This is a genomic window from Sessilibacter sp. MAH3, assembly GCF_054658275.1.
In genome coordinates this window covers 32,722-56,776 of record NZ_BAAGIE010000006.1, presented here as the reverse complement: position 1 = coordinate 56,776, position 24,055 = coordinate 32,722, and the positions used below count along the sequence as shown (strand labels likewise).

Sequence of the window (24,055 nt, the reverse complement as noted above, 5' to 3'; positions counted from 1 at the left end):
GAGTCTCCTGAAAAGCTCACGAGTGCGTTCGAGTCAAGAATGCACCTAAACCTAGTATTATATGAGCTTTTCGGAAACATGCACCACATCGGTTAGGGCTGTGTGCGGCGCAGGTATAAAAACAGTGCTATTGCCCTGCGCTTTTGCGGGAAAATTGAAACGGAACCACTTTCGCAGAGCTTTGTGCGGCGGGTTCTAGGGCTTCGGTTGCTTCAATCAGCTGATTTAATGTGTAGAGACGATCTTCGCTGAGGGTGAGTTCTGCCCTAAGAGCAATTAATTGTTGATCGCTGGGTTTTTGTTGGTTGCCAAGTCGCGACAAGGCCAGCAATTCAACTTGTAAAAGCTGTTTTTGGCATTCATTAGGATACGATAACGGCGTCAGTGCCTGAGCCTGCCATATCGAAATTTGGTGAATGGTTTCGGTGATAAACGCGCGCAATTCGTGACAGAGATTTAGCAGAAAATAACGCACCACCGCCTTGTCTTGTGGGCCTTGCTCCACACTTTGCAAGTGCTTTTCATAACGTTGTTTCAAGCGCGCCAGAGCGACTCTACGATTACTCAAATCCAGCTTACGAGATGTTAACGGCATAGATTCCGTTTCTGCGGGCGTGCTGTATATCTCACTGATGAGTGTGTTGGCGTGATCGGCTTCGGCGATAAGTTTTTGCAAGCCAAACTGAACTTGTTTAAAGGCAGCCTTCATGGCTGGGCTTAATAACGCATCGGGATCGGCTGCGGCATCGTGCAGGTAATTAAAGATTTTTTCGATCTGCTTCTGATCAAATACCGCTAACAACGATTCGTATTGATGTTTGACCAAACGCTCGTGGGAGCGATGAATCAAAGACGCTTGGTGCACGCTGCGGTGCATATCTTTAATGGATTCTTTTACCTGCGTTAGCGTTTCGGTGCTGTTGTCGTTGGCGCTTCGTTGTACCGATTGCAGCATCTCAGCTTGATCTAAGAGGCGAGTATGTAGCTGATCGCGCGTTTGACGCATTAACACCAATGCATCTTCAATAGCGGGCAATTTAAGTAAGAGTTTTTGTTTATCAATTAACTCAGTCGTCAGTTGTGCTTCTAGCTGATCAAAGCGGCTTTTTTCAAGAAGACCCTTGTCGTCGCGAGCCTTGGCAAGCAATGCCTTTTTGGCAGAGATTGGGATCACTTGTTGAAGTGCTAAACCCAAAGCCAATGCTGTATCGGTACGCACACCGTTAATACACGCTTCTTCCGACGGCGCAGAGATAAGGTCGTCCCACAAACTATCGATCTTATTCAGCAGAACCATGGTTTTGCTGTTGTCTTCTTGGCTAACGTAATCGCGCCAAATAGCTCGATCGGTTGCACTCACTGGCGCGTCTGCTGATAACGTAAATAAGAGCAGGTCAGCTTCACTGAGCAATGAAATCGTCAGTTCTGGCTCAACGCCCTGAGCATTAAGTCCCGGTGTATCGATAATTTTTAAGCCCATCGCCAACAGTGGGTGATCAAGATTGACCAATGCATAGCGCCAAGCCGGAATCTCTACCTGCTGAATATTTTGGGGGTGGCGATTTAGGGTAGAGCAGTTAAAACCAAGCTCGCGAGCTCGATCTTCGGTGACGTATTGTTTTTCGGCGATGCGACCCAGAGCATCTTGCAAAGACGCAGGATTGCTCACGTCAAAGGCGATGTTGATCCAATTGTTGGGGATTTTTTTATAAGCACCTACGCTCGACCCGGTTTTGCGCGTCGACATGGGCAACAATTGAATGCTGTTATTCGGCAGGTCTGCGCTGTAGCCAATCTCTGTAGGGCATAGCGTCGTTCGTCCCGGACGAGTAGGCATGACTCGACATTGGTAACGTGAATAAAGCAAAGCGTTAATGAGCTCGGTTTTACCGCGGGAAAACTCGCCAACCAAAACACAGCTGCAGCTGTGATGCTGGCGCAACTGCTCCAGTGCTGATTCGATAATCTGATCGGCTTGAGCACTGTGAAGTCCGCTCTTGTCGTACCAGTGTTTGAACGCAAGCAGCTTATTAATCAAAGCAACTCGATGTTGTTCAAGATCATTTAGTCGGCGTTGTAAGGTAAAAAGACTCATATTTTGAACAAAGGATCGTTTCTAAAGTGTCAATGAAATCAAGAGTTTTATCCGAGATAAGCGGTACAAGTTTTACTCAATAAATGTTTCAAGCGACATGCATGCCGAATAATAGCGACAAAAATTGGATAAAAGTTGAGTGAATCTCACCAAAACTGTGATATCTAACAGGCTATCTTGGGAATAACCGCACACTATTTGATGTGAATCGTTTAGTTTTACTGTTTACAGCAAAGTTCCTAATTAGTCAGAAACTTAACAAACATTTAAATTTGATTGACGTCTCAAAACATTCTATTACTGATTATTGGCGGATATTTTTGTTAACCGCGTCTCGCGAAATCAGATTTTAGGTTATGGACAAGATAGACAAAGTATATTAAAGCCTAAATCTAGCCAGTGTGCTAGGGCTTAATATTTTTGAGGTTATTTTTAAGGCCTGAATAAACTTTAAGCAGATAGAATGATGAATGATGCGTCAGTCATTATCGCACTGAGACCAAAAAAACATCGGTCTCAGCGTAAATTGGTAAGGTTGATTGGTTACCAATAACCGGGCACCAATTGTGGTAGTAAACCTACCTGACCCGCCAAACTCTGCAACAAAATATCGATGATTTTAACAAACAATAGAATGAAGATTGGACTGAGATCGAAGCCACCCATGGGCGGAATGAGTTTATATATTGGGGCGCGAATAGGTTCTAGTAACTGATTAATGAGCTGCAATGCTGGGTGATAGCTACCGGGTGCGATGAAGCTTGCGATCACCATAACAATCACGCTCCAAAAAATAATGGTTACGGTAAACGACAGTAAGCCAATTGCTGCCCAAGCCAGTGCTATAAGAGGGTTAAATAGATGCTGATATACCGCCAGCACATTTAATTCAATGGCAATAAAACCCACCAAAATACCGAGCACGATGCAGGCGATGTCGAGCCCAAAGAATCCGGGAATAATTTTTCTTAAAGGCATTAAAACCGGGTTAGTGATCTTAACAACCGACTGTGAGATGGGGTTGTAAAAATCGGCTCGGGCGAGCTGTAGTAGAAACCGCAAAACTACGAAAGAAAGATAAACCGTGGCCAAGGTTTGAATGACCAGAGTCGCGATGCTTGTTAGGGCCTGCATTGAATTATCCTGTCAGAACGAAACGTGTTTTATGAATTAATTGGTGCGTCTAATTTTTACTGTTCTTTTAGCTCTTCACCCATGGCTTTGGAGCGGTTCGAGCAAGCAGTCATCGCTCGGGAAAAGATAGCACGGAGATTTTCGCTTTCAAACTGCTTAATAGCTTGTTCGGTTGTGCCGTTGGGTGATGTGACTTTGCGGCGCAGTTCGGCGGGTTGATCTGGGCTTTGTGCGGCCAGAGTAGCTGCACCAAGGGCGGTCTGAATGGCCAGTTGTTTGGCGACCTCAACGTTTAAACCTTGGCGAACACCTTCTTCAATCATAGCTTCTAATATTAAGAAGAAGTATGCAGGGCCACTGCCCGATACCGCCGTAACGGCGTGAATCTGCTCTTCGGTGTCTACCCAAACGCACAAGCCAATGGCAGACAATACACTTTGTGCCGAAGATTTTTGCGTTTCGCTACAGAGTTCGTTGGCGTATAAACCAATGGCACCTAACTGCACTAATGATGGTGTATTGGGCATGCAGCGGATGATGGCGTGTTCACCCAGCCAACCAATGTAGGTGCTGATCGGAATTCCCACCGCAACAGTGATGATTACTGCATCAGCCTTTAAATGTGGTGCAATTTCGAGACAAACCTCTTTCATAGCGTTGGGTTTGACCGCAAGAAGTACGATGTCTGATTGTTCAACGGCAGCTTTATTGTCAGACGTCGCCTCGATACCAAATTCTTTCGATAAGGCTTCGCAACGCTCAGGCGTTCTTGCCGTGGCGATTAATTGCTCTTTGGGTAATCCTCTGGCCAGTAATCCACCGATCATTGCTCCGGCCATATTGCCTGCACCTATGAACGCAACTGTAGAGGGGAAATGGCTAAGTTGATTGGATTGCGATGTCGAGTTGGTTTGGGTATTCACGTGCAACTACTTCTCTTTCTCTAACAATTGAGTTCTGCCCGAAAGCATACTGGGATTATTTAGGTGTCTAGCCTATCTATCTTGGGCCAAAGATGTCAGTTCCAACCCGCACAATAGTCGAACCAGCCGCGATTGCGGCTTCCAAATCAGATGACATGCCCATCGATAAGGTGTCTAGATTGGCTTGTGGAAATTTCAGTTGCAGTTGGCGAAGAGCTTCAGCCATTTTTAAAAAAGATGCCTTTTGCGCGTTAAAGTTGTCGGCAGGTGCTGGAATGGCCATAAGCCCGCGTAGTCTCAGATTTTTCAAACCTAAGACCTGCTCTGTAAATTCTGGCAGTTCCTCGAAACTCAAACCGGATTTGGTCGCTTCTTGATCGACATTGATTTGCGCGCAAATCTGAATCACCTTACCCTCTGGACATTGCTCTGCGAGGCGTTGCGCGATTTTAAGTCGGTCAACACTGTGCACCCAATCAAAGTGTTCGGCGATGGCGCGTGTTTTGTTCGACTGAATAGGGCCGATGAAATGCCACTCGATATTGAGATCGGTAAGCTCGGATTGTTTTTCAAGAGCTTCTTGAAGGTAGTTTTCACCGAAAGATCTTAGACCGAGCGAAAAAGCTTCTCTTAGCTCGCTGGCCGATCGTTTTTTGCTCACCGCAAGCAGTTGTGGGGCTGGCTTTTGAAACTGATCGCAAGCGCTGTGAATTCGGTCTAGTACTTTATCTAGGTTGTGTTGAAGGTTGTGCATATACTTATTGAATCGCTTTTTTTAGGTCACACACTCAATACATTATGTCAGTTTTAAAGGGTGACTGCCGCTTTTGCGTGTATAACTTACTTATCTTCTCGTTTACAGCGGACGCTCGTTAAATTATTTAAACGTCACAAGGTTTCTTATGGATATCACAGAGTTGCTTGCTTTCAGTGCTAAACAAGGCGCTTCCGACTTACACCTTTCTGCGGGTCTACCGCCAATGATTCGTGTTGATGGCGATGTGCGACGCATTAACTTGCCGCCGCTTGAGCACAAGCAGGTTCACTCCTTGATATACGACATTATGAACGACAAGCAGCGCAAGGATTACGAGGAGTTTCTCGAAAATGACTTCTCCTTTGAGGTGCCAGGTGTTGCTCGTTTTCGTGTGAACGCTTTCAACCAAAATCGCGGCGCCGGAGCGGTATTTCGAACCATTCCCTCGAAGGTGTTAACGATGGAAGAGTTGGGCATGGGTCAGGTGTTTCGCGATATTTGTGCGGTGCCTCGCGGTTTGGTTCTGGTTACTGGGCCGACCGGCTCAGGCAAGTCAACAACGCTTGCCGCAATGATTGATTACATCAATAACAACAAGTATGAACACATTCTGACCATCGAAGACCCCATCGAATTCGTGCACGAATCTAAGAAATGTTTGGTGAATCAACGCGAAGTACACCGAGATACGCATGGCTTCTCTGAAGCGCTGCGCTCGGCACTTCGGGAAGATCCGGACATTATTCTTGTCGGTGAGATGCGTGACTTAGAGACCATTCGCTTGGCGCTTACCGCCGCGGAAACCGGGCACTTGGTGTTCGGAACACTGCATACGACTTCCGCCGCGAAGACCATTGACCGAGTGGTTGATGTATTCCCCGCCAACGAAAAAGCCATGGTGCGCTCGATGTTGTCGGAATCCTTACAGGCGGTTATCTCGCAAACCTTGCTTAAGAAGGCTGGCGGTGGTCGTGTCGCAGCTCATGAAATTATGCGTGGTACTCCGGCAATCCGTAACCTAATCCGTGAAGACAAGGTTGCTCAGATGTACTCAGCTATTCAAACCGGTGGTTCCATTGGCATGCAGACCATGGATCAGTGTTTACAAGATTTGGTGGCGCGACGTGTAATTTCGCGTGAAGTGGCTCGCGAAAAAGCAAAATCCCCCGAAGCCTTCTAATAACGAATTAATTTTTGGAGTATCACTATGGAATTTGACCGGCTCTTATCGCTTATGGTTGAAAAAGGAGCTTCTGACCTTTTTATCACGGCTGGTGTTCCACCTTCTGTTAAGCTCCATGGCAAGGTTACTCCGGTAACAACACAGCCACTTTCGCCGGAAAAAACCCGCGAGCTCGTGTTGAGCGTGATGAACGAAAAACAACGCACCGAATTTTTGGAGAAAAAAGAGCTTAACTTTGCGGTGAGTGCCCGAGGTATAGGGCGATTTCGTTGCTCGGCGTTTTACCAGCGAAACCTCGCCGGTATGGTGTTGCGGCGTATCGAAACCAATATTCCGCGCATTGATGATCTTGGCCTGCCAGACATTGTTAAAGAGTTGGCTATGACCAAGCGTGGCTTGATCATTTTTGTGGGCGCGACCGGAACCGGTAAATCCACATCTTTAGCGTCGATGATTGGTCACCGAAATCGCAACTCAAAAGGTCATATCATTTCTATTGAAGACCCGATTGAGTTCATTCATCAGCATCAAGGTTGCATTGTGACCCAGCGTGAGGTGGGTTTAGATACAGAATCCTTTGAGATTGCGCTGAAAAATACCTTGCGACAGGCGCCCGATGTTATTTTGATTGGTGAGGTGCGTACCCGTGAAACCATGGAGCACGCTATTGCTTTCGCAGAAACCGGTCACCTTTGTTTGTGTACTCTACACGCCAACAACGCGAACCAGGCGCTGGATCGAATCATTCACTTTTTCCCGGCCGATCGTCATTCGCAATTGTGGATGGATTTGTCGCTAAACCTTCGCGCGATTATTGCTCAGCAGTTGATCCCAACGCCGGACGGAAAGGGTCGACGAGCGTGTTTGGAGGTTCTGCTGAACTCGCCTTTGGCGTCGGATCTGATTCGCAAGGGTGAAGTGGCCGAATTGAAAGAGTTGATGAAAAAATCCAACGAGTTGGGTATGCAAACCTTCGATCAGGCATTGTTCGAACTTTATGATCGCGGTGAAATTACCTATGAAGACGCTCTTTCGCACGCCGATTCGCCAAACGATCTGCGCTTGATGATCAAGTTGGCGTCTGAAACCGATGCCGACTACCTAGGTAACGCTGCGAAAGAATTGAGCTTGCAATCGGACGATAGTGATCGCTCGAAATTGTTCTGAGTTTAGTATTTGGTCTTAGATAGCAAAAAGAGCGCTTAATAGCGCTCTTCAGATTTTTTGATAAATCCCATAGTTAAAGAATCTATCGAAATTTTCGCGGCGGAAACTTCGGTCATTGGGATGAAATTCCATCCCAGCGCCTGACTGCATTTCAATGGGATGAGATTTTGTCAGCAGCCTGAGTAGCGTTCTTTTAATGTGTTTGTTTGACTAGTGCGTCTGCTTAGCTTGGGCTTGGTTCAACCAAGTCTCAAGAATTATTCGCGCGGCAATAGAGTCGATGGGGTTATCTCCATAACTGCCTTTATGGCCTCGCTCTTGAGCTTCTTGTTTTGCTTCTCTCGATGATAGCCGTTCATCAACTAATTCTGTCGGCAGACCAAATCGCCCGTTGATTCGATTGGCAAACTTTTTGGCTCGTTGCGATAGCTCACTAGCGGTACCGTCCATGTTTACTGGATGGCCAACCACCACCAAATCGGGCCGCCATTCTTTGAGCAGTTGCTCGACCAGATGCCAGTTAGGTACGCCATCTTGCGCTTTTAGCGCAGACAGTTCTCGGCCGGTAAACGACACGGTTTGGCCAACGGCCACGCCAATGTTTTTAAGTCCGTAATCAAAGGCGAGCACGGTTTTGGGTAACGGTTTAGTTGTCACGACGATTGGTTAATGAATCTAGGCGTGACCGGCTGTTTGCGAAATGAGATTGATATCAATGCCCATGCATTCCGCTGCCGCTTTCCAGCGCATAGAGGTTTCTGTTTCAAAAATCACTCGGCTGTCGGCGGGTATGGTTAACCAAGCGTTGTCGGCAATTTCTTGTTCGAGTTGGCCTGCTTCCCATCCGGCATAACCTAAAAATACCAAATATTTTTCTGGGCCCTCACCGTCGGCGATGGCTTCAATAATATCTTTAGAGCCGGTGAGTAATATTTCTTCCGAAATTTGCGCAGTGTTGTCCCACTCTTTATCAGTTGAATGCAGTACAAAACCTCGTTCGAGCTGAACAGGGCCACCGGCTAATAATTCGCAATCGCCAGAAATACCCTTGTCTTCACAGCCCATTTGCTCAAACACTTCAGACAACTTCATGGGTAAAGGATGGTTTAAAACCAGACCCATGGCACCGTCTTTGTTGTGTTCGCAAATATAGGTGATGGAATGACTGAAATTCGGATCATTAAGCCCTGGCATGGCAATCAAAAAATGATTCGCCAGACTCAATGTACTTAAATCGGAGGTGTCGGAAAATTTATTCATGATTTGATTATTGGGCGTGACGAACTTATTTACAAGTTCACAAGAGAATATCTTTGTTAAGAACCGGTAGACAATCCATCAATTTCAAAATACCAGGTGCGGATAATTTCCAGTTGGTCTACATCTTCTCTAATAGCGCTCGGAAATTTAGGAAACGGCGCAGACAGGTGAACAATTTGAATAGCTGCGTCATCTAAAACCTTATAACCCGAGCTTTGCAATACTTCGGCTGAAATTAGGTTGCCGGTATGGTCAATAACTGCCAGTAAGCGAAGCTTACCGTGAATACCGGCATTGAGTGCTTCTTTCGGGAAGTTTCGATTGCCAACAAACTCAACCTTTTGACTCCACTGCTGTAAATATTCCGCATCTGCTGACGCTATGGCCGCCACAGAGGTTAGGCGACGAATGCGAGGTTTGCGAGCGTAGGCTTCGCGTTGTCGGTCAAGCTCAGCCTTTAGGCTAGCGATTTCTTCGCTGGCTTGGCGAATTTCAGAGTCATCACCTGAGGTTTGTTCTAATGCAGTTTCTTGATCTTCACTTTTGGTGGTTGCTCGATCTTTGGCTTCAGATTGAGAAACGATCACAGTTTTTTGGTTGATCGCAATCTCTGAGTTTTTCGTCCGCGCTTGTTCAACGCTTCTAATTTGTGTGTCGTTGAACTCCGACAGTTGTTCAGTGGTAATGGGTTTGGCAACGTCTTCTGTGCCGCTACCCTCTTGGTTACTTTGAGCGATAAAGTCGGCTTTTTCTGGCGCCTTGTCTGATTTCGATGTCACCAATGTAATGTCGAGGGTGTTACTCGTTTTGGGGTTAATTTCAATATCGAAGGTAAGCCCAAAAATAATCAACGCATGAATCGCCGCGGCAACAAATAAGGTGAAGGTGAGTCTTTCGACCGGTTGTACTTGTGTTTGAGCTGCAATCATGGATGGATAAAATTCGATTCAGTTGTAATGAAGATAAGGATAAGAGTCTGGCTAACCAATTGAGTATAAAAGGATTCGCTCAACTGAGGAAGTTGCCGGATTCGTATCTGAGTACTGCGCCAATAAACCCATAAAAACAGAATGAGCCGATTGGTTGAAACTCTTTATGTTCTGGGGGAGCTTGTGCTTTAGAGAAATTGTTGTCTTGGTTAATGAGAGTACATTGGTTGTTGAGCGATAAACAAAAGCACCGTCATAATGTTGAGCGGCACTTTTGTTTATAGGAACCTCTGATTAACTCATCCATGATTTAATCAGAGGACAGAAATTGAAAATGCGATTTCCAATTTCTTCACAATTTCAACCACTTATCGTTCTTGAAATTGGCGACACATCCTTGTGTCGCGAGAAACTCTGGTTAATCAGAGTTTCCTATACTGTTTTCAGGCAGAAATTATTTGGATGACAGTTTTTCTTTGATTGCAGTTATAAGCTTACCGCCAATGTCTGTTTCATAGGCCGCATCAATTTCGCGAACACAAGTCGGACTGGTGACGTTTATTTCTGTTAAATAGTCGCCAATAACGTCTAAGCCGACAAATAACAAACCTTTTTCCACCAGTGTTGGTGCAACTTGGCTAACAATCCATTCATCGCGTTCGGTTAATGGTTGTGGTCGGCCGGTCCCACCTGCTGCAAGGTTGCCTCGGGTTTCTCCTTGCGCTGGAATTCGCGCCAAACAGTAAGGAATCGCTTGCCCGTTTACCACTAAGATGCGCTTATCACCGTTGGAGATTTCTGGAATAAATTTTTGCGCCATTATTAGATTCTGACCGTGTTGGGTCAGAGTTTCTAAGATCACTCCTACGTTTGGATCATCGGGCTTTAATCGGAAAATACCGCTGCCGCCCATGCCATCTAAAGGCTTAAAGATTACATCGCCGTGCTCGCTATGAAATTTACGCAATAAACCGTAATCCTTGCTGACGAGAACCGGTGGACAACATTGCGGGAATTGAGTCGCAAATATTTTCTCATTACAGTCGCGAAGCGATTGAGGTTTGTTCACAACTAAGGTGCCTAATTTCTCGGCGGCTTCTAAAATATAAGTGCTGTATATGTATTCGTTATCAAAGGGTGGGTCTTTACGCATTAAGATTGCGTCTAGGCTCTCAAGTTGAATGGTTTCTGGTTCTGATTTCTCGAACCATTTTTGCATGTCCATGAACACTTGTATTTTGTGGGCGATTGCTTTGGGGAGACCTTGATCCAAAAACAAACTTTTCTGTTCCATATAATAAAGTTGCCAGCCTTCTTTTTGGGCAGCTAACATTAAAGCAAGAGTAGTGTCTTTCTTTACAGCTATGGACTCAATAGGGTCCATTATGATGCCAATTTTTTTTGTCATAAATTAAGATTCTCGTTTTTCAATAATACGTATTGATATCAGTTTTATGTGATCTGGGCCAAGGTTTTACAGAGGTATTACTTTACTCATCCCGGTATTATTTAAATATGCCGTATAATGGCGGTTTATAGATAATCCAATAGAACTGTGGTAAAAACTGGCGGTCGATTTAAGGCGAGCCCTTCTTAGATTGAGATCGCCATATTATTTGAAGAGCTTTTTAGTTTACCGTGTGCTTAATTACTATTGGTTTTGCAAACTCTTCAAATTGAATGATTTTATAAGAACTAACTTGTAATTGAACTCACTGTCAAGGTTACGCTATGGATGTGAATTTAGAACGATTAAAAGTCATGGTAATTGATGACAGTAAAACCATTCGGCGCACTGCTGAGACCCTCTTGCAAAAAGTTGGTTGCAATGTAGTCACCGCAACTGATGGTTTTGATGCCCTGGCGAAAATTGCTGATACCCGCCCTGATATAATTTTTGTTGATATTATGATGCCTAGGCTAGATGGTTATCAAACCTGTGCATTAATTAAAAATAACAGCGAGTTTAAATCTACGCCCGTTATTATGCTTTCCAGTAAGGACGGATTATTCGACAAAGCGAAAGGTCGAATTGTTGGTTCTGATCAATATCTGACAAAACCTTTTAGTAAAGCAGAATTATTGGGCGCCATCGAAGCCCATGTTCCTGCAAAAGCCTCTTAATTTCTCCTCTAATAAGCGTGCATATACAACCAAACTCTAGGTTTGGTTGTGAATGCTTCGCTTTCTCGCGTATAACAGATGTTTCTGTCTGTACATCTAAACGGTTGCATAAACAAACATTGAGTGAATTTGTACTATCGGTCTATAGCTTGCTTTTGGTCGTTACTTGTTTTTTATAGGTGCTAAAATAAGCAGACAAGATTGAGAAATCAATGAGCCTTGCGACGGGTTCATTAATAACAATATTCATAACCAAATGTTTTGATTTAAATTCTTTTAAAGTTTTTGTGAATAACGAACCGGTTCTACGAGGTAATTCCTAATTAGCGCGTTAATATAGCGCACGTTAAATAGGAAAAGATTCGAAAAGAAGCTTATTTTCGAAGGCTAAGCGGTGCTTGATGCTGTGAAGAATTGGTCTCGCTGTGATATCTTAAGAGCTATTATTAGCTTTTATTTGTAAGTAACAGTATTTTAAGAACATTGTCGTAATATTGGTCGGCAATGTTTGCCTATCAAAACGCTGTTACTCAGTGTTTTGATACTTTGCGTAGAGTTTGATAAAAAGCGCTTGTGTGAATCGGTGGCAAAAAGCACCTCTACTTTGGTCGACGATCAGCTCTGACCAGTTGGAAGTGTGCTACAAAGCTAACCGTTGAATTTGATTTTAGTTCTAGCTGAAGTGTCAATTTTTAAAGTAAGCATTTATATTGACTGCTTTTCTAGACCCTTCTGATATTTTTAGGATGCGAAACATGACTACTGTTTTAATCGTTGATGATTCACCAACAGAAACACATAAACTTACAACAATGTTGGAAAAAAACGGTTATTCGGTTTTAACAGCGCCCAATGGCGAAGCTGGTGTAATTGAAGCTAAATCACATATGCCGGACGTTATCTTAATGGACATCGTGATGCCTGGATTAAACGGTTTTCAGGCAACGCGACAATTGTCTAAAAACGACCAAACATCTTCTATTCCAGTGGTTATTGTTACCACAAAAGATCAAGAGACTGATCGAGTATGGGGGTTACGTCAGGGCGCAAAAGCTTACCTAACCAAACCTATCGATGAAAAACAACTTATCGAAACTATTTCGAGCATCACTGGCTAATTACGGTTAAAGAGGTTGAGTCGGTGACAGATCAAAATACGGCGTTTCGAGCTTTAGCCAGTTTAGCCTCGCGCTGCCGGTCATTTGCTCGCGACTTGCCTGCCCAAGAAGAAACCCAGCAGCAATGGAGCGGTTTGGGTTTCGGTTTGTTAGGCAAAAATTTTATTGTGCCTATGGGGCAGGTTTCAGAAGTTTTGGAAGTGCCTTCATACACTAAATTGCCGGGCGTAAAGCCGTGGGTAAAAGGTGTTTCTAACGTACGTGGTCGCCTGCTTCCTCTTATGGATTTAGCATCCTACCTCGGTTATCGACTAACCAGTCCAGTAAAGCGTCAGCGAATTCTTATTCTGGAAAACCAAGAACTTTATTGTGGTTTAATCGTAGATCACTCCTACGGTATCCAACATTTCTTGGCTGAAAACTACCAACCAGAAGCCGTTATTGACGAAGAAACCTTAAATCCGTTGTTATTAGGTAACTACCTAGATACTAACAAGGGCAAGTGGTTTGTTTTTAGTATGGTTAATTTGATACAAACCCCAGATTTCTTATCGGCGGCAAAGCTGTAGTGGCCTATTTTTATTTGGGGTCACATTAAAACTGCTGGTAAGTCGATAGAATTCGCATTGCAGTGATGTAGTAAACACAATAACCACTGATTAGCTTATTCTTGATCTAATCGGCTGGCAGAAATTAAAAATGCGACTCATCAATTTCAATGACGTATTGTTGTTGAAATTGATGCATGTTCTTATGTCGCTGGAAACACGAAATTAAGCAGAGTTTCCTATACTTAAAAATTAGCGTACGGATATTTGAACCACTCAAATACCCCTTGTATTGATGTAATTATTTTGTAATCTGCTTGCTGTACCTAAGCAGACACTCGTTAAAGTTGAACGATTGGCGTTGTGTGAGTACTTGCAAAGCAATCAGGATTATTTAAACGGAAGCAATAACCCAGAAAACGAATCGTTCGGGAGAGCGTTAGCATGAAAAGTGATTCCAGCAACCTACTGGTTTCTGTCCGCAAGAGCCCCGTTATGGCTGGGCTGATTTTGGCCTTGGTTCTTTTGTTAGGATTTATCATCTACGGCTTGGTGGAAATTTATCGGGCTTCCGAAAAAGATCAGGGGTATTTGCAGAACGTTTCTGACTTGCGAGCGCTGTCTTACCGTCTTACTGGTTTATCTCGGGCCTCTACAGAAGGTGACGAAGAGTCGTTTGCTGAACTGCAACAAGTAATCACCTCAATGAATAACGACTGGACCGAACTAAAGACCAGTGGCATTCAGTTGCGTTCTTCTGTACAAGAAGACTTCCGAAACTTCGAAAGTATCTTCCAACGTATTCAAGACAACATCAGCGTTATTCTTCAAAACGAAGACACCATTCTCTTCCTTCACGACGTTGCTACCACTCTTAACGAATCTCTTCCTGAGTTGCAGGCTGAACATAACAGCATCGTTGAAATCTTGCTTGAAAATAACTCTCCCGGTGAGCAGGTTTCAGTGGCACAAACTCAGTCTTGGCGTGCGGAACGTATTGGTCGTAACGTGGATAAAATGCTTCGTGGTGGCGGAGATGCTTCCGAAGCCGCTGACCAGTTCAACCTAGATGCGAACTTGTTCGGTAAGGTTCTTAACGGTATGCGTGAAGGTGACGCGCCGATGGGAATTTCCAGAATTACCGACAGCGACGCCGTAACAAGCTTGAGTGAAATTTCGGAGTTATTCGAATTCGTAAACTCTTCCGTTCGTGAGATTTTCGAAGCCTCTCCTTCTCTATTTGCTGCGCGCCAATCATCAGAAGCCATCTTAAACGACTCTCCTGAACTTCTAGAATCGTTAAACGGTTTGAGTGCTGACTTACAAAACCTATCCAGCACACGTACCTTCAACACTATTACCATTGCAATCTTAGCTGGCTTGGCTGGTATCTGTTTGATCGCCATTGCATTGCAGTTATTGGGCGCAACACGTAAACGTCTACGCGCAACTGCTGAAACCAACGAACGTAACCAAAACGCGATTTTGCGTCTTCTTGACGAACTGGCCGACCTTGCAGACGGTGACTTAACCACAACCGCAACCGTAACCGAAGACTTTACCGGTGCGATTGCCGACTCTATTAACTACACCATCGACCAGTTGCGTGTACTGGTATCACGAATTAACGAAACATCGGCAGGTGTTGCATCGGCATCTCAGGATACTCAGCAAACAGCACTACACCTCGCCGAGGCAGCAGAGCATCAGGCGCAAGAAATTGCCGGAGCATCTGCCGCGGTAAATGAGATGGCTGTGACCATTGACCAGGTATCTGCAAACGCCGCCGAATCAGCATCGGTTGCGGAGCGAGCGGTATCGATTGCAAACAACGGTGCTAAGGTCGTACAAAACACCATCCACGGGATGGATACCATTCGTGAGCAGATCCAAGATACTTCTAAACGTATTAAGCGTCTGGGTGAATCGTCACAAGAGATTGGTGATATCGTATCGTTGATTAACGACATTGCCGACCAAACCAACATTCTTGCACTTAACGCTGCTATTCAGGCATCGATGGCGGGTGACGCCGGTCGAGGCTTCGCCGTGGTAGCGGATGAGGTACAGCGTCTTGCGGAACGTTCTGCGGCGGCAACCAAGCAGATTGAGGCGCTGGTTAAAACCATTCAGAACGATACCAACGAAGCCGTAATCTCGATGGAACAAACTACCGCCGAGGTGGTACGAGGTGCCAGACTTGCACAAGATGCGGGTGTTGCACTGGAAGAGATTGAAAACGTATCGACTACCCTTGCTGATCTGATCCAGAACATTTCTAACGCCGCTCGTCAGCAAGCCTCTTCTGCTGGCCATATCTCTAATACGATGAACGTTATTCAGGAAATTACCTCGCAAACTGCATCAGGTACTAGCGCTACTGCGGGCAGTATCGGAACACTGGCGTCGATGGCGATGGAACTTCGTGAATCGGTTGCTGGTTTCACCTTACCCGAAGGCGGTCTAAATGAAACCGGTGCTCATCATGTTATTGACGAAGATGATCTTCCCGTTATGACCGAGACCGTATCTGGTTTTGGTAATTCAGGACAACACGGCTATGTAGCCACATTGGATGACGCTGTCGATTTGGACAACGAATTTGATGGCGACATTCATCTCAGTGTTGAAGATGATACCGACAGTCTTCGCTCGAATGGAAAGAAAAAACCGGGCGTTATTGTTTAATTGCTTGAGAAATAGCCTTGTCGACATGGAAATCCATGCCTCCGGTTCTGTTTACGGAAGAGCATGTTCGCCTTTGGTCTGAGCTCTTAGAGCAAAAAACAGGCGTCCAACTCGGCGAAATTCAAGATGGGCACTTAAAGACGCAAATTACAATGCGTATGCGAGAGCTGAATACCGTCGATGTCGGCGAGTATTACCAGCGCGTGTCAAAAGATTTAATGGAATGGGCAGCCATAATGGAAAGGCTGCTCGTAAAAGAAACCCACTTTTTTCGCAGTCGCGAATCCATAAGCTTGGTTAAAAATAAAGCCTTTAAGCATCTTAATTCGGCTCCTGCACAGGAAAGTTTTGATGTTTGGAGTTTAGGTTGCTCCACCGGTGAAGAGGCCTATGGCCTTGCTGCCGTTATTTTTGATTGTTTCCGATTGGCGGTTGAAAAGCGTTATTTTTCGGTACTGGGTACCGATATCAGCGCCTCTGCGTTGGCCCATGCTCGCAATGCTGTGTACGGAAAAAGCCGATTGTTAAACCTCAGTGATGAGGAAAAAAAACGCTACTTTGATGTGATCGCTGGTGAAGAAAAATACAAAGTTCGACCGGAAATTGCCGCTCGGGTGAATTTTGTACGCGGCAACATCTGTGAACTCGATAAAATGCCGAGATTACCGATGGACGTGATTTATTGCCAAAACCTGTTGGTGTATTTTCGTCGCTGGCGTCGCAAAGAGATTTTAACCAAGCTCATAGAGCGCTTAAAACCAAAAGGTTTGTTGATTGTCGGCGCCGGGGAAATCGTGGGATGGCGAGATGAAAATCTCACCCCGATTCCAGCACAAGGTGTTCAAGCGTATCAGCGAATTTAGAAATAGATTGTAAATCACAGGCTCGGTTTATCCGAAATGCCTTAAACAAGAACAGAATTTACAGGTGCTGATCAAGAGAACTGTCGGCACTCCAAGTAAAGAGGAAGACTTCCGAAATGGGAGAGAATCGAAATTTTGCTGCTCTTGACTGGGTTACCCAGGAGATTGACGAGACCCTCTCTCATGCGCGTGATGCCCTCGAAGATTGGGCTAACGATCCCAACGATAAATCTAAGATTCGTTTCTGTCTCGGCCACATTCACCAAGTGCATGGCTCCTTGCAAATGGTGGAGTTTTACGGTGCGGCATTACTTGCCGAAGAGTTAGAGCATCTCGCACAAGCCCTGTGTGATGAAAAAGCTCAGTATGTGGTAGACGCTCAAGAAGCATTGATGCGCGGCATCGTTCAGCTGCCCAAATACCTCGACTACATCAAAACTCACCGCGACGATCAGCCGGCAATGATTTTGCCATTGCTGAACGATTTGCGCGCTGTCCGTGGCGAAAGCTTGTTATCTGAATCGAGATTGTTTAATCCCGATTTAAAACCGGCAACGCAATTTAACAATAAGCGTATCGAAGCCAGTATTCATCCGTCGCAATTTTTGTCGGTCTTAAAAAAGCTGCAACAAATGTATCAATTTGCTGCGGCGGCAATTATTCGCGGCGTAAAAGTTAATGAAAATATTGTTTACCTGAATAAAGTTTTAGCTCGGCAATATAAATTAACATCCGGTACGGCCAATCAACCCCTCTGGGAAATCAGCTTAGCGCTGGTTGAAGCTCTCGAAGAAGGTGGACTGGAGCTTACCGCCTCGGTAAAACTTCTTTTACGTCAATTAAATCGCCAATTTAAAATTCTTCTTCATTACGGCGTTGCTGGATTGGATCGCAAATGCGATGAAGAGCTGCTTAAAAACTTATTGTTTTATGTGGCTATTTCCACTCAGCACGGCCGTTTTGTCAGCAAAATCCGCGAAAAGTATAAGCTCGGTGGTTTCTTAAATTCCGACAGCGACACGCCGGTTAACCTACAGTCAGCACCCGATACCGCAGCAATTCGCTCGGTGGTTGCAGCGTTAAAAGAAGAACTGCGTACCATCAAGTTTAATCTCGACGACTGTTTAACATCAGACACGGTGTTGGACGTTGTTAAAGAATCTTTCCCAATCGCGCAGCGAGTTGCCGACACCTTGGCCATATTGGGTGTTGGCGATATTCGTAAACAAATGCTTGCCCAAGTTTCGGTCATGGAATCCATTCTGGGGACCGGAGAATATAGCGAGCAGCAGTTGTTTAATCTCGCATCTGAAATGATCGATATCGAAAGTCGATTGGATGCGTTAACTCGCGGTGTAAAACTTGCCCGTAACGACATTGATCAACAAAAAGCCCAGCAATTAACTCTTGCGCAAGATGTTGTCTTGGCCGAGTCGCGCAATGGTCTGGAGCAAACAAAAGACTGCATTATTGAGTACATTGCCAGTCAGTGGGATCAAAAACACCTTGAAGGCGTACCGAAACTACTGCGCGAAATTCGTGGCGGTTTGGAAATGGTACCTCTGTCGCGTGCAGCGCAGGTTTTGGGTGGATGTGCAGAATTCATTGAGAAAGAACTGCTTGTTGGTAACCAATCGCCCGAATGGCGAGTTTTAGACACCTTGGCAGATGCTATCGCCAGTATTGAATATTACCTTGAGCACCTAAGCTCCAAAGATGGCCAAAACGACGATGAAATGCTGTTGGCCGTTGCTGAAGACAGCGTTCGTAATTTAGGTATCGATCTGTCTTTAACGACAAACTCCGGTAGCCAGAAAAATAAAATGGCTGATAAGGCGGCGGATACTCACGCGGAGCCTTCAGCAATCGACATTGATGAGGCCGCAAAAGAAGAGGCGCCTGCGGTTGCTGCGTTTGAAGATCCTTGGCGAAAAATGCTTTCCGGTGAATACACATCGCCTCAAGAAAGCGAAGAAACTATCGAGACCAAAGCTGATTCAGAACATGAAGCAGAACAAGACCTCGTAGACGAAGACCAGCTTGTCTCAAATGAGCCTGCAACTCCCGCAACGGTTGAGGCCGACTCAGAACCTGTCGCCCGCGACGAAGAAGATTTAATCGATGATGAAATTATCGAAATCTTTATCGAAGAAGCCGAAGAAGTTAAAGAAACCATCGCAGAATACTTCCCTCGTTGGTCTCAGGATTTTAACGACAGCGAAGCCTTAATCGAATTCCGCCGTGGTTTCCACACCTTAAAAGGCAGTGGTCGTATGGTTGGCGCCAGCGATATTGGCGAATTAGCTTGGGCCATTGAAAACATGCTTAACCGCGTGTTGGATAAAACCATCAAGCCCGACGTTATGCAGGTTGAACTGATCAACCGTGTTTTAGCACTATTGCCGAGCTTAATCGAAAGCTTCAGTAAAAATCGCCCCAACCCTCAACCTGAGTTATGCCGTCAGTACATGAGTTGGGCGGATGAAATTGCTTCAGGCTCTGAGCCTGAAGCTCTGTTGAATCCTGCAGAAGAAAAATCACAAAAAAAAACCGTCAGTCCGGGTTTGGCGTTAGATCCTTCGTCACACCAAGAGAACGTTGATTTAGGTGCTGAATTTGATCAGTCTCATCCAGAATCTGAATCCGTTTTAGCCATCAATGATGAGAACCTGATAGAAACATCAGAACCTGAAGTTGATGACGACGATGAGACTCTTCTCTGGGAAATCTTCAGTGCCGAAGCTCAAGGCCACTTAGAAGTTATTCAAGAATACATTGATGAGATGGATGACGCGGCGCCTGTCTTTGAGGCGCCCAGCGATCCTATGCAAAGAGCTCTGCATACCTTAAAAGGCAGTGCTCACATGGCTGAGGTTGGGCCGATTGCTCAACTTGTTGGTCCTTTTGAAAGTTTCGTCAAAGAACTGCGCAGTTATCAACTCGCCATTGATGAAGATATCCTAACGCTAGTTAAAGATGGCGTTGCTTATATCCATTTAGTACTCGATCAAATCAGTCACAATGAAGCGCTGGATATCCCCAAGCTTGACCAATTTTTAGCGCGTGTTAGCGAGCTGCGCGACAAAACCATTGGTCCAATCGTACGCCAACAAGACGCATCTCAGCAGGCAAAACCCGTCGATCCGGAGTTGTTGTCAATCTTTATGGCCGAGGAGATGAATCTGCTACTCGATGCAGATGTATACCTCGAAAAATGGCGTCAAGATCAAATCTCTCAAGCCGAAGTTCATGCCATCTTAAATGAGCTGCATCTGTTGGTTCAGGGCGCAAAACGCGCCAACTACCCAGACATGGCTCAGCTCAGCAGCTTGCTTGAGCGTCTTTACCATGTTGCCTTAGACGGCTCCTTAAATCGCACTTCACGCTTCTACGAAGTTCTTAATCGCGGCCACGATTTCTTGCTAGACATGATCGATTCGGTTGCCGCTGGTCAAAATCTTCCGCCGTTATCGATGCAGCTTCGCGCCGAAATGGAGCTTCTGTTAGACGAAGCCAAGGCTAACGCTCTGCGTGCAGATCAAAGCTTGATTCAATCTAGCGATGCTGATGACGAAGTACTTGAAGATGAAATCCTTGAAGAAGACGAGGTTCTTGCAGAATTAGAAACCTTCGATAGTTCCGATTTAACCTTGGTTGATGAGTCGGAATTAGATGACTCAGAAGAGCAACCCGCATCGGCGGTTGGTTATGAATCTAGCGAAGAACCCATAGCCAGTTTTGACGTGGAATTGGTTGATGAGACCGACGAAGACGTTGAAGCAGATCTTAACCAAGTCAATTCCGAATCTCCATCGGCACCAGAGTCTAGAGTGGGGTCGCTGGACGACGCAAGCTGGTTTACCGTTGGTTTTACACCGAAAACTACCAGTGAGCCTGATCAGGCTGAGAATGCCAGTGCCCAAGATTCTGAATTGGTCGAGTCCGCAGATGATTTAGAGAGCGAAGACGATCTCTATCTTACCGCAGACGTATCCGGCGAACAGGTTCAGGATATACATGACTTTACCGAGGCTGAGTCGGAGTCCGAATTTGTTGTAATTCTTGAAGAAAACCAAGACATCGTCGATCAAGCGCACAACGAAGAAATTCCAACATTATTGAGTCCAGATGACGATGTTGAACTGATTGACGCAGAGCAGAACTTCGTTGACGACACCACCGAAGTTCACGAAGAGTTTGCGCTTGAAGACGACGAAACACTGATCGATGATATTCCGATTCTAGAAATTGAAGACGAATCTACCGGCGAAATTTTAGACTCGCCGCTTAAAGACGAATCTCTGGTTTCCGAGCAGTACGCCGAGAGTAATGATCTTGAATTTATCGACGAAGATCTTGAAGACGAAATTCTCTCTGAAGTAGAAGCAGAGGCGTTCACTGACGCCGAAGCTGCGGAGCCTGAATACGAAAACATCGATCTCGATGCAGGGGAGACTCTTGAAGTCATTGATGACAATGCTCTTATCGACGATGACATGGATTCCATTGGGCTCGATGAAGATTCGTCTATAGAGGTTGACGAAACCTCAGAATTGGCCGATTTGACCGTTGATGATTTGAATAACACGGAGCAAGTAAATCAGGTAATTAATGACGAGCCTGAAGTTGCCTCCATTCGGTCTTCTGAGCCATTATCCAGCGGTGCCTCCGCACAGCCTCTCGAAACCGCCGAGCACCTATCTGATTTAGAACTGGATAACGACATTGTTGAAATCTTTGCGGAAGAGTCCTCTGAGTTACTTGAAGAGATTGACGTTAGCGTTCACGACTGGATGGAAGACTGGACGCGTGAAGACTGTTCCGAAAAGCTCAAACGTTTACTGCATACCTTTAAGGGAAGTGCTCGTTTGGCGGGTCTCATGGGTCTTGGTGAAGCGGCTCACGAATTTGAGTCCTACCTGATCAAAGAAGGTCGCGGTGAATTAGACGATGGTTTCTTCAACAAGGTAAACGCTTATTACGAGTTGCTGTACACGTCATCTGACAAGGTGCAAAACTATTTACAGCAACAACCTGTCGCTGGATTAAGAAAACTCTTTATCGCTGGCGAACTGGATTTATCCGACCTCAATACCAACGCTGGGTTGGCGTCGTCACCCGCGGCAGCCGTTGAGTCTGCCGATGTAGAGCCCGAGCTTCCCAAGGCAGATGAAAGCTATGACACATCGGTTGATGACGAACCGCTTGAGGGCGAGCTTACTCTATCGGCCGAGCCGATTCACGTATCACAAGCTCAAACAATTACTTCAGATTCCATCTCTAATGTCGTTCCTTTTGCCCCGCGAAAAACGCTACAAGAGACACCGCAACAGCCATTAACACCTATTCGCAGCAACGAGCGCCTTACGGCTCCGCCAGTACAAACTCTAATGGGCGCGCAAATCGCACAACGCGGTGCTGCACAAGAATCTGTAAAAGTGGCCGCCGAGCTTTTAGAGGAGCTAGTAAACCTCGCCGGTGAGACTTCAATTTCTCGTGCGCGTATGGAAGAACAGGTCAACGAGATCGGCTACACGCTCGACGAAATGGATTTCACCATCGATCGTTTACAAGAGCAGTTACGCAGACTTGATATCGAAACCGAAGCGCAGATTCTGTTCCGCCAAGAGCAAATGGAAGCGCACGAGGATTTCGACCCGTTGGAAATGGATCGCTATTCTCAGTTGCAACAGTTGTCGCGCTCCTTGATGGAATCAGCGTCGGATTTAATCGACTTAAAAGACACGCTTTCTAACAAAACACGCGATACCGAAACCCTGCTGTTGCAGCAGTCGCGTATTAACACCGAGTTGCAAGAAGGTTTGATGCGTTCGCGAATGGTACCTTTCTCGCGCTTGGTACCAAGACTTCGTCGAATTGTTCGCCAAATCTCAACAGAACTTGGTAAGCGCGTTAACTTCGAACTCGATAATATCGAAGGTGAATTGGACAGAACCATGCTTGAACGCATGGTGGCACCCCTTGAGCACATGCTTCGAAACGCCGTTGACCATGGTATCGAAATGCCAGAGGTGCGCGTCAGTAACGGCAAAAATGAAGTCGGTACGATTCGTCTCGGTCTTGGCCGAGAGGGCGGCGATGTTATCTTACGTTTGTCGGACGATGGTCGAGGCATCAACATCGCACGCGTGCGTGATAAAGCCATTGAACGCGGCTTAATGACCAAAGATGCCGAGCTTTCCGACAAAGACATCATGCAGTTCATCTTGCATGCAGGCTTTTCCACCGCAGAAAAAGTCACGCAAATTTCCGGTCGTGGCGTCGGTATGGACGTTGTGAACGCTGAAATCAAACAGTTGGGTGGTTCGGTCAGCATTAACTCGCAAGAAGGTCGCGGCAGTGAATTCATTATGCGTTTACCGTTCACCTTGTCGGTAAACCGCGCCTTAATGGTTGTGATTGGCGAAGATTATTACGCGGTACCTTTGAATACCATCGAGGGTATCGTACGCGTCAGTCCCTACGAGTTAGAGCATTATTACAACACCCCTGATGCCCGTTTCGAATACGCCGGACAGCAGTATCAAGTTAAGCACCTTGGTAATCTTTTGGATGAAAATCATCGCTACCAAGTCGAAGGTCATGCCTTGCCGCTGCCGGTATTGTTGGTTCGTTCTCAAGAATACTCGGTAGCTCTGCAAGTAGATGGCTTAATGGGTAGCCGCGAGATTGTGGTGAAAAGCCTTGGACCGCAATTTAACGGTGTGGACGGCCTTTCTGGCGCCACCGTAATGGGTGACGGTTCGGTGGTTGTGATTTTAGATTTGTTGGCGTTCGTTCGACGTCTCGTTGCTCAGTCTTACATGATTGAAGCCAACGCAGAGCACAAATCTGGAACAAATCTACCTGAAAAAGAAGACATTGTTCGCACCGTCATAATCGTGGATGATTCTGTGACCGTGCGCAAAGTAACAAGCCGCTTCTTAGAGCGTGAAGGCTTTGACGTGATGACCGCAAAAGATGGCGTCGATGCAATACGTCAGCTTCAAGATCGCGTTCCCGATGTCATGCTGCTTGATATTGAAATGCCACGGATGGATGGCTTTGAGGTTGCTAAAAATGTGCGATCCACGAGCCATTTGAAAGACCTGCCCATCATCATGATTACCTCTCGTACAGGCTCTAAGCACCGAGAGCGCGCATATGAACTGGGCGTAAATCATTACCTTGGCAAGCCATATCAAGAAGATGATTTGCTGTATCACATCAACTTGTTAACAGGGCAGGCCCAAATACAGGATTAAC

At 45.7% G+C, this 24,055-nt stretch carries 16 protein-coding genes; 8 read left to right on the top strand and 8 right to left on the bottom strand.

Annotation, left to right across the window (positions count from 1 at the left end):
• Window positions 1–127: 127 nt before the first annotated feature.
• The 4 genes from ACYQ2C_RS05320 to ACYQ2C_RS05305 form a co-directional block, all read right to left on the bottom strand.
• Entirely contained in the window at window positions 128–2,095 is a 1,968-nt protein-coding gene (locus ACYQ2C_RS05320; RefSeq protein ID WP_460100563.1) for a dynamin family protein, read from the bottom strand.
• A 543-nt stretch (window positions 2,096–2,638) separates the two neighbouring features.
• Window positions 2,639–3,229 carry a YggT family protein gene (locus ACYQ2C_RS05315; protein WP_460047302.1) on the bottom strand — a complete coding sequence of 197 codons (591 nt, stop codon included), beginning with the start codon at window positions 3,227–3,229 and terminating at the stop codon, window positions 2,639–2,641.
• A 56-nt stretch (window positions 3,230–3,285) separates the two neighbouring features.
• On the bottom strand, window positions 3,286–4,152 hold the full coding sequence (gene proC / locus ACYQ2C_RS05310) for a pyrroline-5-carboxylate reductase (RefSeq protein ID WP_460047304.1): 867 nt from the start codon (window positions 4,150–4,152) through the stop codon (window positions 3,286–3,288).
• Between the two features lie 76 nt (window positions 4,153–4,228).
• Window positions 4,229–4,906, bottom strand: a complete 678-nt coding sequence (locus ACYQ2C_RS05305) for a YggS family pyridoxal phosphate-dependent enzyme (RefSeq protein ID WP_460100567.1) — start codon at window positions 4,904–4,906, stop codon at window positions 4,229–4,231.
• Between the two features lie 148 nt (window positions 4,907–5,054).
• Between ACYQ2C_RS05305 and ACYQ2C_RS05300 the strand changes: the two genes are divergently transcribed.
• Both ACYQ2C_RS05300 and ACYQ2C_RS05295 read left to right on the top strand, forming a co-directional pair.
• A complete protein-coding gene (locus ACYQ2C_RS05300) occupies window positions 5,055–6,089 on the top strand; it encodes a type IV pilus twitching motility protein PilT (protein WP_460100570.1) in 1,035 nt (344 codons plus the stop codon).
• A 27-nt stretch (window positions 6,090–6,116) separates the two neighbouring features.
• Window positions 6,117–7,259, top strand: coding sequence for a PilT/PilU family type 4a pilus ATPase (locus tag ACYQ2C_RS05295; protein ID WP_460100573.1), 1,143 nt, complete (start codon window positions 6,117–6,119; stop codon window positions 7,257–7,259).
• A 210-nt stretch (window positions 7,260–7,469) separates the two neighbouring features.
• Here the strand turns inward: ACYQ2C_RS05295 and ruvX are convergent, their stop codons facing one another.
• The 4 genes from ruvX to gshB form a co-directional block, all read right to left on the bottom strand.
• The gene (ruvX, locus tag ACYQ2C_RS05290; protein WP_460100576.1) at window positions 7,470–7,916 is read right to left on the bottom strand and encodes a Holliday junction resolvase RuvX; all 447 of its coding nucleotides are present in this window, start codon (window positions 7,914–7,916) and stop codon (window positions 7,470–7,472) included.
• A gap of 18 nt (window positions 7,917–7,934) precedes the next feature.
• The gene (locus ACYQ2C_RS05285; protein ID WP_460047311.1) at window positions 7,935–8,519 is read right to left on the bottom strand and encodes a YqgE/AlgH family protein; all 585 of its coding nucleotides are present in this window, start codon (window positions 8,517–8,519) and stop codon (window positions 7,935–7,937) included.
• Between the two features lie 56 nt (window positions 8,520–8,575).
• Entirely contained in the window at window positions 8,576–9,448 is an 873-nt protein-coding gene (locus ACYQ2C_RS05280; protein WP_460100579.1) for an energy transducer TonB, read from the bottom strand.
• Between the two features lie 454 nt (window positions 9,449–9,902).
• Window positions 9,903–10,856 carry a glutathione synthase gene (gshB, locus tag ACYQ2C_RS05275; protein WP_460100582.1) on the bottom strand — a complete coding sequence of 318 codons (954 nt, stop codon included), beginning with the start codon at window positions 10,854–10,856 and terminating at the stop codon, window positions 9,903–9,905.
• Window positions 10,857–11,179: 323 nt separating this feature from the next.
• Between gshB and pilG the strand changes: the two genes are divergently transcribed.
• The 6 genes from pilG to ACYQ2C_RS05245 all read left to right on the top strand — a co-directional run bounded on the left by pilG (window position 11,180) and on the right by ACYQ2C_RS05245 (window position 24,054).
• Window positions 11,180–11,572, top strand: a complete 393-nt coding sequence (gene pilG / locus ACYQ2C_RS05270; RefSeq protein WP_460047315.1) for a twitching motility response regulator PilG — start codon at window positions 11,180–11,182, stop codon at window positions 11,570–11,572.
• Between the two features lie 755 nt (window positions 11,573–12,327).
• On the top strand, window positions 12,328–12,690 hold the full coding sequence (locus tag ACYQ2C_RS05265) for a response regulator (protein ID WP_460047317.1): 363 nt from the start codon (window positions 12,328–12,330) through the stop codon (window positions 12,688–12,690).
• Window positions 12,691–12,713: 23 nt separating this feature from the next.
• Window positions 12,714–13,259, top strand: a complete 546-nt coding sequence (locus ACYQ2C_RS05260) for a chemotaxis protein CheW (protein WP_460047318.1) — start codon at window positions 12,714–12,716, stop codon at window positions 13,257–13,259.
• A gap of 423 nt (window positions 13,260–13,682) precedes the next feature.
• On the top strand, window positions 13,683–15,926 hold the full coding sequence (locus tag ACYQ2C_RS05255) for a methyl-accepting chemotaxis protein (RefSeq protein WP_460047320.1): 2,244 nt from the start codon (window positions 13,683–13,685) through the stop codon (window positions 15,924–15,926).
• A 35-nt stretch (window positions 15,927–15,961) separates the two neighbouring features.
• The gene (locus tag ACYQ2C_RS05250; protein WP_460100587.1) at window positions 15,962–16,789 is read left to right on the top strand and encodes a CheR family methyltransferase; all 828 of its coding nucleotides are present in this window, start codon (window positions 15,962–15,964) and stop codon (window positions 16,787–16,789) included.
• 116 nt (window positions 16,790–16,905) lie between these two features.
• Complete coding sequence (locus ACYQ2C_RS05245; protein ID WP_460100590.1) at window positions 16,906–24,054, top strand: Hpt domain-containing protein; 7,149 nt, start codon at window positions 16,906–16,908, stop codon at window positions 24,052–24,054.
• Window position 24,055 lies beyond the last annotated feature (1 nt).

What these genes read in the sequence shown, in the direction of transcription:
- ACYQ2C_RS05320 (WP_460100563.1), bottom strand. Translation starts at nt 2,095, where the DNA reads ATGAGTCTTTTTACCTTACAACGCCGACTAAATGATCTTGAACAACAT.
- ACYQ2C_RS05315 (WP_460047302.1), bottom strand. Translation starts at nt 3,229, where the DNA reads ATGCAGGCCCTAACAAGCATCGCGACTCTGGTCATTCAAACCTTGGCC.
- ACYQ2C_RS05305 (WP_460100567.1), bottom strand. Translation starts at nt 4,906, where the DNA reads ATGCACAACCTTCAACACAACCTAGATAAAGTACTAGACCGAATTCAC.
- ACYQ2C_RS05300 (WP_460100570.1), top strand. Translation starts at nt 5,055, where the DNA reads ATGGATATCACAGAGTTGCTTGCTTTCAGTGCTAAACAAGGCGCTTCC.
- ACYQ2C_RS05295 (WP_460100573.1), top strand. Translation starts at nt 6,117, where the DNA reads ATGGAATTTGACCGGCTCTTATCGCTTATGGTTGAAAAAGGAGCTTCT.
- ACYQ2C_RS05285 (WP_460047311.1), bottom strand. Translation starts at nt 8,519, where the DNA reads ATGAATAAATTTTCCGACACCTCCGATTTAAGTACATTGAGTCTGGCG.
- ACYQ2C_RS05280 (WP_460100579.1), bottom strand. Translation starts at nt 9,448, where the DNA reads ATGATTGCAGCTCAAACACAAGTACAACCGGTCGAAAGACTCACCTTC.
- gshB (WP_460100582.1), bottom strand. Translation starts at nt 10,856, where the DNA reads ATGACAAAAAAAATTGGCATCATAATGGACCCTATTGAGTCCATAGCT.
- pilG (WP_460047315.1), top strand. Translation starts at nt 11,180, where the DNA reads ATGGATGTGAATTTAGAACGATTAAAAGTCATGGTAATTGATGACAGT.
- ACYQ2C_RS05265 (WP_460047317.1), top strand. Translation starts at nt 12,328, where the DNA reads ATGACTACTGTTTTAATCGTTGATGATTCACCAACAGAAACACATAAA.
- ACYQ2C_RS05255 (WP_460047320.1), top strand. Translation starts at nt 13,683, where the DNA reads ATGAAAAGTGATTCCAGCAACCTACTGGTTTCTGTCCGCAAGAGCCCC.
- ACYQ2C_RS05250 (WP_460100587.1), top strand. Translation starts at nt 15,962, where the DNA reads ATGCCTCCGGTTCTGTTTACGGAAGAGCATGTTCGCCTTTGGTCTGAG.
- ACYQ2C_RS05245 (WP_460100590.1), top strand. Translation starts at nt 16,906, where the DNA reads ATGGGAGAGAATCGAAATTTTGCTGCTCTTGACTGGGTTACCCAGGAG.